The following is an 11,358-nucleotide window of genomic DNA, read 5'->3' on the forward strand; positions in this document are numbered from 1 at the left end:
AGCTCATAAAAAGCCTCAGAATTGATTTTCTGAGGCTTTTGCTTTTAAGGCTTGATCGGCAGTTTGATGATAAAGGTAGCGCCCTCACCCTCCGTAGAGTCGATGGACATATTACCTCCGATATCTTCTACTAAGTGCTTTACAAGTGTCAAACCAAAGCCATAGCCACTCTCCCCGCTTGTCCCTGCTGTAGATTTTCCTTGACCTGCCAAGATCTCCTCTATTTTATCTTTAGAGAGACCCACACCCGTATCAGTTACTTTGATCACAAGCACATTGAGTCTAAAGCTTAAGTCTACCAAGACTTTCCCCTTGCTCTCGGTGAACTTGATAGCATTGGAGATCAAGTTACCGATGATTTGAAGTAATTTATTTTTAGAAAAAGGCGTATGCTCTTCTGGCGTAGAGATCGCTACTTGGAAATCAATCTGCTTGGTCTTAGCCTGAGGAACAAAAAGTTGTAAGAGCTTTTCTTGCAAGGTCGCCAAGTTAAATTGATCAGACTTTGGCTCTCCTGAGTCTACTTTTGGTTTATCACTGCTCAGGATTTCATTGGCTAGCTCAAGGATCGAGCGACCGCTTTTTTGGATCAAACTGATGAACTGCAAGACCTCCTCCATTTTATTTTCATTGCCTTGCTCGCTGATCATCTCTGCCAGACCTACGATGCCTCCTAGCGGCCCGCGGATATCGTGAGCTACTTTCTTCTGCGTGAGATTGGCTTGGTTGACCTTATTTCTCAACTCTTGCATCGCATGGATCACCTTGATACGATTGACTACCTCATCAGCTATGATTTTAAGCATCTCCACCTTCTCAGGAGAAAGCTCCTCTCGCTCTTGCCTATCTAGAACACATAGTGCGCCTATCTGTAGATTGCCTACTTTTAGCGGTACGCCAAAGTAGTATCTATAACCATTTTCTTCCGTTACATAGCTTTTATCCTTAAACCGAATGTCCTGGGCAAGATTCCTTACCTCAAACTTCTCTGACTCTGTGATTGTATATTGACAGACTGATTCTTCCCTAGGCAGTTGGCCTACCAACTCACCTACTCCAGATACACTCCACTGAGTGAACGCATCTATCAGGTTGACTAAGGAGACCTCTACCCCCGCCACTTTAGCTGCTAGACGGTTGAGATCCTTGAAATTACTCTCAATATTGGTATAGTCAAGATCAAACTCAGAGAGTTTGATAATCCTATCAAATTCATTGGATGGAATGGGAGCTTGATGAGCCATTTTTGATTTTTTTGAGGTTATAAGCTATCGCTTGAGATCAAAATCTACCTGAGCATAAAGTCTGCCATTACTATGCAGCATGTAAGTCAAAACTTGATTTTCTTTATCTAAAGACAAAGTCCAAATCTGACCAGTAGATCTTGGTAATAATTCCTTAGTAAAACTATCGGCTGGGAAGACTTGTTTGTTCTCATCCTGTTCAGTTGAAGTCCCTCCATAATTGGTGATACGATCAGGGGTGCCATCCTCATGTCGGTGGTCATGCTTGAGCTGTATCCCATCAGCAGTCATAGTGAGTATCCATGTGCGCGATTTATTTTCTCCTACGACAAAGGGTATCTTTATTTCAGTTTCATCACATACTTCAAAGGTGATAGACATGTCCGTCACTCCAGGAAATGGATTACCATGAACCACTTTACCTGGAAAAGTCTCTCCACAATAGGCTTTGAGATTATCAAAAAAACGTACTTGCTCGACCTGCTGGGCCGTAGATACCCATCCAGTTAGCATGATCAAAAATGTCAATAAAAGCTGCTTCATCTTTTTTCTTTCAATATAAGTTTTTTAGGCAAGACCACATGTCAAGCTTTCGTTAATTATACCATTGAGTACACTTTATCACAGCAATTATTCGGATATTTACATTTTGAAACTAAAATTCCTGCGCCTAGTATTATAGAGAGCAGTTAGTCTACACTTTTTATGGCAAAGCATAAACTTAAAATCATCAGCATCGCACTTTTGATCCCTGTGTTCTTAATCAGCGGATTGATCGCACTAGTATACTTTAACCAAAAATCACTGGTTCAAAAGGCCCTTCTAACAATCAATGAGCAGTTTGTAGGCGTTTTGGAAATAGATGATAGCCACATCGCTCCTTTTGCTAACTTCCCCTACATCTCCATCGATCTAGAGGGGGTTCGCTTTTATGAAAACAAAGAAAAAAACACGAAGCCACTCTATGAAGCAAACGATCTGTATTTAGGCTTTGATGTCATCGACCTGCTAAAGGGTCAATATCATATCCGAAAAATCAGCATCGAAAATGGTCATCTAGATGTAATCAAAGACCAAGAAGGGCAAATCAACTTACTCTTAGCCAAAGGACTCAATGAAACAGATAGCACCACTGAGGAATCTGAAGAGTTTTACTTTGACTTAAAAGAGTTTCAACTTAAAGATTTTGAATTCATCTATAAAGACCTAGGTACAGGAAAAGATATAGTAGCCCATATCGAGGAAACTACCCTTGCATTAAGAGTGGCAGAAGATCACATCTTCATGGATATCATGAACAAGATGATTTTTGACATAGACCAAGACGGCCAACACACCTTTTTTGCGGATAAACACGTGGAGTTGAATCTACAACTAGATTACAATAAAGCAGAACAAAAATTATTTGTATCGCCAAGCAAACTCAAACTAGAAGAGGCCTTTTTCACCCTAGAGGGAACAGTAGATATCGATGACGACTTAGATACAGATCTCAAGATCTATGGAGAAAAGCCAGACTTTAGTGTCTTTGCGGCATTTGCACCTAATGAAGTGGGTCAAGCACTTAAAGACTACCAAAATGAAGGAGAAATCTTCTTTCAAGGCAGTATAAAAGGGAAAGCCGCCAATGGAAATACACCCGCCATCAATGTGGAATTTGGCTGTGAAGACGCCTATTTCCTTAATACTGATGTAAATAAAAAAGTAGACCAATTGCGCTTCGCGGGCTTCTATACCAATGGGGAAGAACGCAGCCTTCAGTCCTCACAACTCATCCTCCAAAACTTCTATGCCAAGCCAGAAGAGGGTATCTTCCAAGGTACGCTAATGGTCAGAAATTTTGAGGATCCTTACATCAAAGTCAACCTCAATGCAGACTTAGATTTGGAGTTCTTAGGAGAGTTTTTTGAAATAGAAGGCTTACAAAGACTCAAAGGACAAATCATCATCGATATGGACTTTGATGAACTTGTAGACTTAGAGATGCCTTCTCAAAACCTCGCGCAACTCAAGGAGGGCATAGACAGTGAGCTCACGATCAAAAACCTGAGCTTTTTAGTCCCCGGCTATCCACATGCTATCACCAATGCGAATGGTCATGCAGAAATGGAAAATGGTCGTATCCGATTAGATTCTCTAAACTTCAGCATAGCAGGTTCAGACTTCAAGTTCGATGGTATGTTGAGTGATTTTCCTGCCGTCTTTCATGGGTTTGAAAAGCCCGTAAGAGCTAGTCTGAATGCCAGATCCAAACAAATAGACCTCAGAGAGCTGACTTCTTATGACACCACATCTGCTACAGATGAAGTGATCACTGACTTTAATATCAAGCTGGCATTCGAGACTACAGCAGATCAATTGACCAACTACAAGTACCTACCAAAGGGGGAATTCTTCATAGAGGACTTCTATGCCAAGTTGAAAAATTATGCGCATACCTTCCATGACTTTCATGCGGATGTGATCATCACGGAGACCGACTTTAGATTGATAGACTTTACAGGCGAGATCGATCAGACAGACTTTCACTTTACTGGTTCTCTAGCCAATTATCCTAAGTGGTTCCAAGATGTCAAAAAGGGAGATACTAAGCTTGAGTTTGACCTTGTGTCTAACTACATCCATCCAGCTGATCTACTCTCTTATGATGGAGTACAATATGTGCCTGCAAGCTATGCAGATGAAGAGATTCGTGACCTAAAAATCCACGGTAGACTAGACTTGCACTATGACAGCCTCTTCAAATCAGCCGATCTTTATTTGGATAATCTGGACGCTAGACTCAAGATTCACCCACTAAAGCTAGAGCAGTTTAAGGGCAGATTTCACTATGAAGATGAGCATGTACAAGTAGAAAACTTCTCTGGTAAAATGGGTCGCAGTGATTTCAAAATCAATCTGGCTTATTATACAGGCGATGATCCTACTATCAAGAAACGTGATAATTTCTTCACCCTGACTTCCAATGCCTTAGACCTCGATGCGCTGATGAACTACAATGCTAGCCCTGCAGAGCCAGTCAACCATGAGGAAGCATTTAATTTATTTGATATTCCTTTTACTGACATGCGCTTCTCTGCGGATATCGGCAAAATGAACTACCATACTTTTTGGCTTGAAGACTTCAAAGGAAATGGTCGCATCACTGAGAATCACTATCTCTACCTCGATACGCTCTCACTGAGAGCCGCTGACGGTTCACTAGGAGTTAGTGGCTACTTCAATGGCTCAGACCCTAAAAATATCTACTTCAGCAGTACCATGAAGGCAGACAAACTGGATATAGACAAGCTCTTGATCAAGTTTGAAAACTTCGGCCAAGACTACCTGATCAATGAAAACCTCCATGGAAAAGTCAGTGGTACGATAGAGAGCAAGTTTCTAGTGCATCCAGACTTCACTCCGATCATAGAGAAAAGTGAAGCTAATATGAAACTGGCCGTATATAATGGTAGTCTTGTCAACTTCGCCCCGATACAGGCCATGTCTAGCTACTTCCAAGACAAAAATCTCAGCCTTGTCCGCTTTGATACTTTGAGCAATGAGTTTGATCTAAGAGATGGCATCTTGTACATTCCAAGTATGAATATCAACTCTAGTATCGGCTTCATAGAGCTTTCAGGTAAACAAGGCCTAGATCTCAACATGGACTATTTCGTACGAGTCCCGCTGGGCCTCGTCACACAAGTGGGCTTCAAATCGCTCTTTGGGGGTAAAAACAAAGAAGAAGTAGATCCAGATCAGGAGGATGCTATCGTGTATAGAGATACAGACAAACGTGTACGTTTCCTCAATATCAACATCTCTGGAAATCTCGATGACTACAAGATCTCACTGGGCAAAGACAAAAATCTCAGTAAAAAATAAATCCATCAGCCGATTTGGCTGATGGATATTTACGGCTTTTAAAAGTCGAATTTATAAGCATATATACTTGGTTCTTTGTCAAAGGAAACACCATAAATGGTTTTATTGGCTTCATCTACTGAAAGATGGATGATAGGTCTATCCAGCAGCATTCGACAAAGTGGATTTCCTTCATAATCAAAGACCAATATCTCAGAAGTGTAATCATTTTCCTCCCTAATCACTTTGTCTGTTAATCCCCAATAATTGGCAAAGATATAGTTATCTGTGGGATAACCATCATAATAGTAAACCATGTCACCGCCATTAGACGCTGCCATAGGGTATCCTAATACGTCAATGATGCTAAAGTCATTTGCTTGATTGAGAGGGCCCGAAACAGTGATGATTTCCTTAGTTTTGAGGTCAAAAATCTCTAAAATATCAGCACTTGCTGTTGTGCTTATTACTTTTTGCCTATTATCATTAAAGTTAAAGTGTCCTTGAAAAAAACTATTGAGCGTAAACTCTTCCCAATCTCCTTCGATCATTCCTGCAAACTTACCATGAGCTGATAATTGATTGCCTGCACTGTCGAATAAGACAAATTTACCCCCACCAAACTCCGACCATCCAGCCAAACGATCATTAGCTATCCAAACTAACTCAGTTCCTGCCACCAAATCTTTTCTCTGTCTAAAGTCCATCAACGCTTTGGGTGACTCTTGATAAGCAGAGAATTTATGGTATTTCTTAGTCTGGATATCCAATGCCCAAATATGATCTTTTTCAGGAGCCGGTTCTATTTTCCACACGTGGGTAAACTCCCCAGGACCTACGCCATCCACTCCAAGCCTATTGATATAAGTTAGGCTGTCATCTAACGCCACAACATGGATTTTAAAACCTCCATGATCATCTGCTATATAAAGTAGCCCATTTTGATAGTGCACCTTGCGGGGATTTTGAAGCTCAGGGATATCCAGCCGCTCACCCTTGAGAGTAATGGTCTGAGGGATATCGTCATAAGTAAAAAACTTAGCCCCTATTGGGTAGCGCTCTTCACAGCCAAACAAAGTGACCAAAAGCAAAGAGAAAAACAGTAAGAATTTTTTCATCTGGAAAATTAGAAATTTAACTAATTTTTAAGTTAATTAATTTCTTTTAAAACCTAATTATCACCAGCCATAAAAAATCAATTTTCTTCTTCTTTTAAAAACATAAAATTGACCTAACGAAAAGCGCACACCCATGAAAAAGCTCCTCTATCTATTTGTTCTAAGCCTGATATGCCTCGCATGTGACAGTTCCTCAGATCAAACAGCCTCCACCAAAACACTTCAGATCAGCATGGACACTGTAGTGGTCGATGCCAAAGAAGAGTTCCTCTACCTCAATGCAGTCCTCTCTAAATCCAGCGTATCTCCTGATAAGCGCTACCTCTACAACTTCAACGACAAGCTGAGCTATATAGAGAAGATTGACTTAGCATCACTCGAACTCATATCTACCCATCCTTTTGAAAAAGAAGGCCCCAATGGCATCGGTAGCTATGTTTTCAGATTCAAGCAGATCGCAGAGGAGCAGTTTTTAATCCAGTCCTTTGAAGAAAGTGGCCTATTCAGTCTAGATGGAACGCTCCTCAAAAAGCTAGAAACACGCGCGGATAAAATCTCAGGACATAGCTTCAGGGCTGACGAATCCATGACAGCTGCCATGCTAAACCCAGAGCAGACTAAGCTTTATACCATCTTTCAGTCTTTTTTAAATAAAAGCTTCAGCTTTGGCATCATTGATTTGGAAACTAACACTTTTGAAGCCATTGAGCTGCCGGCCTACCAAAAAGACTTTGAAGCTTATCATCTCTCATGGGTACAAGATGGCAAGACGATGGTCGTGATTCCACCTCAGTTTAAAATCACCACGCAAGCTGACAGAGCCATCATCAGTAGCAATGTGACCACAGATATCTACACAATCGACTTGAAAACAGATAGCGTCACTCACTACAGCTATGAAAATCCACTTAGCAAAAATGCAAAATCAACTACTACTCAAAACGTAGCTAATGACGAAGCAGGCTTCAGGCAATTGGTCAGCGACTATGATTCTCAGATCACTTTCGAGCCACCTGTTTGGGATGAAACCAGTCAGCAGTTTTATAGGTTTTCATACGCACAATATGAAGAAGAAATCGCTGGTGAGACTGTCACTAAAGCAGAAGTCTTTCTCACTATACTAGATAAGGACTTTCAAGTCGTCCACTCAATAGCACTCCCCAACTATGAAAAAGCTGTTCCTTTTCACTTTGTGAAGGATGGACAGATCTGGATCTTCGAAAATGTCAATGACGAGCTCGGTTTTATCAGACTGACCATCAAATAAAAAAATACCCCCACTAAACGTATGCTTAGCGGGGGTAAATCTATCAATCAATTATTCTTAATCGGATTATTTAGCAGCTGCAAATCTCTTAGCTACTTCATCCCAGTTAACTAGGTTCCAGAAAGCACCAATATAGTCAGGTCTTCTGTTTTGATAGTTGAGATAGTATGCGTGCTCCCATACATCAAGCCCTAGGATAGGCGTACCCTTAGTCTCAGCCACATCCATCAGTGGATTGTCTTGGTTAGCCGTAGAGCATACGTGCACTTCGCCATTGGCATCTACACATAACCATGCCCAGCCAGATCCAAATCTCGTAGCCGCAGCGGTATTGAAAGCTTCTTTGAATTGATCAAAAGAACCAAACTTCTTGTCGATAGCAGCCGCTAGATCTCCACTAGGCTTGCCTCCACCCTTTGGTGATAGGATAGTCCAAAAAAGTGAGTGGTTGTAGTGACCTCCACCGTTGTTTCTGATCGCTGGGTTAGATCCTGCTATTTTCATCAAGTCCTCAAGTGACTTACCTTCATGGGCAGTACCTTCGATCGCTTTGTTCAAATTCGTCACATAGGCATTGTGGTGTTTACCATGGTGGATTTCCATTGTCTTTGCATCGATGTGTGGTTCCAATGCATTGAGTTCGTAGGGTAATTTTGGAAGTTCAAAAGCCATATTATTATTGGTTTATTTTTAGTAAAACATTTATTTAAAAGTATCGGACGTGCCGATGAATATTCAATTTCTTTATCCCCTAAGTTTTTTGAAAAAACTATCTAAAAGTGCCTTACTCTCTACTGCCATCAATCCTGCCTGCACTTTAGCTTTGGGATGGAGAATGGACTTACTTAGCCTAGAAAAGCCTCTCTTCGGATCATCCGCCCCATAATATAACAACCCGATCTGAGACCAAAAAGTTGCACCAGCACACATGATGCATGGTTCAAGCGTCACATAAAGCCGACAATCAATGAGATATTTCGCCCCCAAATAGTTGGCGGCTGCTGTCAGTGCGAGCATCTCAGCATGTGCCGTGACATCCTGTAGTTTCTCCGTTTGATTGTAAGCCCTCGCGATGATGCGATTGCCTGATACTACTACTGCGCCTACGGGTATTTCTCCTTCTTCATACGCCTGCTGTGCCTGCTTGAGCGCTTCATTCATATAATACGCATCACTGTAGAGTTCCATCCAAGCAATTTAAACAATCTTCCCTCAAAGAGTTTCAATGTTGGAAAGATATTCTTCTGCCTGTCGGAGGATCTTTTGCTTCTCTTCTGGCTGCATTTTCTCCCAAGTCCTGTACATCATACCGATACGAGGATTTTTGGCAAGCTTGTCTTCATTCCTATCATAAAAGTGCCAATACAAACTATTGAAAGGGCAGGCATCCTTTCCATATTTCTTTTTCTTATCATACTTGCAGCCTGAGCAGTAGTTACTCATCTTATCGATATAGTTGGCACTTGAGACATAAGGCTTCGTACCTACAATCCCCCCATCTGCAAACTGACTCATCCCACGTGTATTGGTGATCTCCACCCACTCGATCGCATCGATGTAAATCCCCAAATACCAAGCATCCACCTCTGCTGGATCTATCCCTGCTAGCAAGAGGAAATTACCCGTGACCATCAAGCGCTGAATATGATGCGCATAGGCATGCTGGAGCGACTGATCGACAGCATGCTTGATACAGTTCATTTGAGTATCTCCTGTCCAAAAATATGCGGGAAGCTTTCGCTCATGACCGAAGAAGTTGAGCGTAGCATAGTCAGGCATCTTAGCCCAATACACTCCACGCATATACTCTCTCCAACCCAAAATCTGACGGATAAACCCCTCCACTTGAGGCAAAGTATTCAGTGCTGGATTTTCATAATAGGCCTTCTCTACAGCTTGAATGACTTCAAGCGGGTGGAGCATTTTGGTGTTTAGCGCAAAGCTCAATCGCGCATGATAGAGGAATGGATCATCGGTGTGCATCGCATCTTGATACAAACCAAACTTAGGAAGCAATACCTGCACAAAATGCTGCAAAACTTGCCTAGCTTGTTTACGATTGATGGGCCAGATGTAATGCTTACCTTCTACTGACCCTATGGTTTGTATACCTTGCTCTTCAAGCATTTTAGCAAGTTCAGTGAGATCATTGACGAAAAGAGGCTGTTCTTGAAGCAGATCTTCTTTAGGGATGCTATTCCTATTTTCTTTATCATAGTTCCACTTACCTCCTTCCGGTTCTTTATCATTCATCAGGATATCATACTCCTTGCGCATAGCTCTGTAAAAAGACTCCATCAGGTATGTTTTCTTCCCATTGAAAAAATCTGCCAAGAAGCTTCGATGGGTTAGAAAATGCTCTGTGTCAATAGCAGACACATTTGGAAGGATTTCTCCTATCGACTTCAGCTGCTGATCAAGTCTGTACTCATCAGGCAACTGGTATTCAAAGTGTATGAAATCTCCTTCCTCAAAAACAGCTTGGATATTTTCTTCAAGCCCTTGTTTGTTTTTCTTATCGTCTAACTTAATATAAATGACTTGATGACCTGCGGCTCTTAGCGCCTCTGCAAAAGCCCGCATGGCAGCAAAAAAACCTAACACCTTTTGAATATGGTGTTGCACATAGTCTGTCTCCTGACGCATCTCCATAAGCAGATAAGTGACATCAGAAGATTTTTCTTTGTACCAAGAGTGGCTAGCATTGAGCTGATCGCCAAGTATAAGTCTGAGTGTTTTCATTGGATAAAATATACAAGCAAAACCCTGCTGGTACTAAAAAGTTATCAGCCAAACATCAATAAAAAAGCATCACTAATTAGCGATGCCTTTTTGGTATAACAATCCCAAATTATCTTAAAACCTGAAGCATGGCAGTATAGTCCTACGAAGGTTTCTATCCTTTTGATTGCCATATAAAAACTGATATCTCAATGAAAACTCATGCGCACCACCACTAGATGGCCCAAGCTTAGAGATCACAAAATCATAGCTGTAGCCGATGTCTATACCATTGGCAAAAGAAAAACCAGAAACCAAAACAATAGACTCATAGTTTGGTAACTCATTTTTCACAGGAATACCTCTATACCAAACACCAAAGGCAATAGGCTCTAGATATACTTGACCTCCGATATCTACTTGAGAAAAGGGTCCTTGTGACTTATAATTTCCCGCTAAAAATAAACTGCGTTCTTGGAAGGAGTAATTGAGTGAACGCTTACGATAGCCGCCCTGCAAGTCAATACGACCCCCTACGTGTGCAGAGATTTTCATGGGCAACTTACTTTCTGTCCCCATCTCATAAAATGACTGATTTGGCTCTGTAATGTGATGTACACTGACCCCTGCCCACACACTTGATGTATAAGCCAATGCTCCTAATGAAAAATCCACGAACCTTCTCTGTGACTCCGCACCTAAAGACTCTTCTGTAAAGCTCTCTGCTACTCCACTATTGACATTTAGCTGATCGCCAAAGACTAATTTGCCAAAATCTGCATTGCGGCTAGTATAGCCCGCCTGACCTCCAAAACGAAAGTTGAGGCCGTCACTCAACTGTAGGTTATACGAGTAGAGTGCACTGACCTCAACCGACTTTAAGTTAGCGTTAGATTCTTGGTTAGTATTGATTAAAAGGCCAAAGCCACTATTGAGATCATAACTGTAGTGATCTACATAAGCGGAGTATGAATTAAAGGCTTGATTCAAACCTGGCCATTGCATCCTGTAGTTGACACCAACTCTTGTAAGCTCAGTCGAACCAGCAAATGCAGGATTGAGAAAAAGTGGAGCAGAGTAAAACTGAGAATACTGTGTATCCTGAGCTTTGACGGTAAGTACTCCAGCTAGTAGGGCGAAAGCGAGTACAAGTTTTTTCATA

At 41.5% G+C, this 11,358-nt stretch carries 9 protein-coding genes; 2 read left to right on the plus strand and 7 right to left on the minus strand.

Annotated features, from left to right (window positions below):
- Window positions 1-44: 44 nt before the first annotated feature.
- Both I5349_RS04805 and I5349_RS04810 read right to left on the minus strand, forming a co-directional pair.
- A complete protein-coding gene (locus I5349_RS04805) occupies window positions 45-1,244 on the minus strand; it encodes a GAF domain-containing sensor histidine kinase (RefSeq protein ID WP_226389606.1) in 1,200 nt (399 codons plus the stop codon).
- Window positions 1,245-1,268: 24 nt separating this feature from the next.
- Window positions 1,269-1,787: a hypothetical protein gene (locus tag I5349_RS04810; RefSeq protein ID WP_226389607.1), complete on the minus strand. Its 519-nt coding sequence runs from the start codon at window positions 1,785-1,787 to the stop codon at window positions 1,269-1,271.
- A gap of 162 nt (window positions 1,788-1,949) precedes the next feature.
- Between I5349_RS04810 and I5349_RS04815 the strand changes: the two genes are divergently transcribed.
- Window positions 1,950-5,111 (plus strand): AsmA family protein, encoded by a 3,162-nt coding sequence (locus tag I5349_RS04815; RefSeq protein WP_226389608.1) that lies wholly within the window; start codon window positions 1,950-1,952, stop codon window positions 5,109-5,111.
- Between the two features lie 38 nt (window positions 5,112-5,149).
- Here the strand turns inward: I5349_RS04815 and I5349_RS04820 are convergent, their stop codons facing one another.
- Window positions 5,150-6,208, minus strand: coding sequence for a BF3164 family lipoprotein (locus I5349_RS04820; protein WP_226389609.1), 1,059 nt, complete (start codon window positions 6,206-6,208; stop codon window positions 5,150-5,152).
- Between the two features lie 133 nt (window positions 6,209-6,341).
- Between I5349_RS04820 and I5349_RS04825 the strand changes: the two genes are divergently transcribed.
- Window positions 6,342-7,475 carry a DUF4221 family protein gene (locus tag I5349_RS04825; protein WP_226389610.1) on the plus strand — a complete coding sequence of 378 codons (1,134 nt, stop codon included), beginning with the start codon at window positions 6,342-6,344 and terminating at the stop codon, window positions 7,473-7,475.
- Window positions 7,476-7,541: 66 nt separating this feature from the next.
- On the opposite strand, the gene I5349_RS04830 is transcribed toward I5349_RS04825, so the two are convergent.
- The 4 genes from I5349_RS04830 to I5349_RS04845 all read right to left on the minus strand — a co-directional run bounded on the left by I5349_RS04830 (window position 7,542) and on the right by I5349_RS04845 (window position 11,357).
- Complete coding sequence (locus tag I5349_RS04830; RefSeq protein WP_226389611.1) at window positions 7,542-8,147, minus strand: superoxide dismutase; 606 nt, start codon at window positions 8,145-8,147, stop codon at window positions 7,542-7,544.
- Between the two features lie 72 nt (window positions 8,148-8,219).
- Window positions 8,220-8,663: a nucleoside deaminase gene (locus I5349_RS04835; protein WP_226389612.1), complete on the minus strand. Its 444-nt coding sequence runs from the start codon at window positions 8,661-8,663 to the stop codon at window positions 8,220-8,222.
- A 24-nt stretch (window positions 8,664-8,687) separates the two neighbouring features.
- The gene (locus tag I5349_RS04840) at window positions 8,688-10,217 is read right to left on the minus strand and encodes a cryptochrome/photolyase family protein (protein ID WP_226389613.1); all 1,530 of its coding nucleotides are present in this window, start codon (window positions 10,215-10,217) and stop codon (window positions 8,688-8,690) included.
- A 114-nt stretch (window positions 10,218-10,331) separates the two neighbouring features.
- Entirely contained in the window at window positions 10,332-11,357 is a 1,026-nt protein-coding gene (locus tag I5349_RS04845) for a PorP/SprF family type IX secretion system membrane protein (protein WP_226389614.1), read from the minus strand.
- Window position 11,358: the final 1 nt, after the last annotated feature.

The sequence above is a fragment of the Penaeicola halotolerans genome, assembly GCF_016464625.1.
Taxonomy (GTDB): Bacteria; Bacteroidota; Bacteroidia; order Cytophagales; family Cyclobacteriaceae; genus Penaeicola; species Penaeicola halotolerans.

Coding starts and splice junctions, on each gene's coding strand:
- I5349_RS04825 (WP_226389610.1), top strand. CDS start 6,342: ATGAAAAAGCTCCTCTATCTATTTGTTCTAAGCCTGATATGCCTCGCA.
- I5349_RS04830 (WP_226389611.1), bottom strand. CDS start 8,147: ATGGCTTTTGAACTTCCAAAATTACCCTACGAACTCAATGCATTGGAA.
- I5349_RS04820 (WP_226389609.1), bottom strand. CDS start 6,208: ATGAAAAAATTCTTACTGTTTTTCTCTTTGCTTTTGGTCACTTTGTTT.
- I5349_RS04835 (WP_226389612.1), bottom strand. CDS start 8,663: ATGGAACTCTACAGTGATGCGTATTATATGAATGAAGCGCTCAAGCAG.
- I5349_RS04805 (WP_226389606.1), bottom strand. CDS start 1,244: ATGGCTCATCAAGCTCCCATTCCATCCAATGAATTTGATAGGATTATC.
- I5349_RS04840 (WP_226389613.1), bottom strand. CDS start 10,217: ATGAAAACACTCAGACTTATACTTGGCGATCAGCTCAATGCTAGCCAC.
- I5349_RS04845 (WP_226389614.1), bottom strand. CDS start 11,357: ATGAAAAAACTTGTACTCGCTTTCGCCCTACTAGCTGGAGTACTTACC.
- I5349_RS04810 (WP_226389607.1), bottom strand. CDS start 1,787: ATGAAGCAGCTTTTATTGACATTTTTGATCATGCTAACTGGATGGGTA.
- I5349_RS04815 (WP_226389608.1), top strand. CDS start 1,950: ATGGCAAAGCATAAACTTAAAATCATCAGCATCGCACTTTTGATCCCT.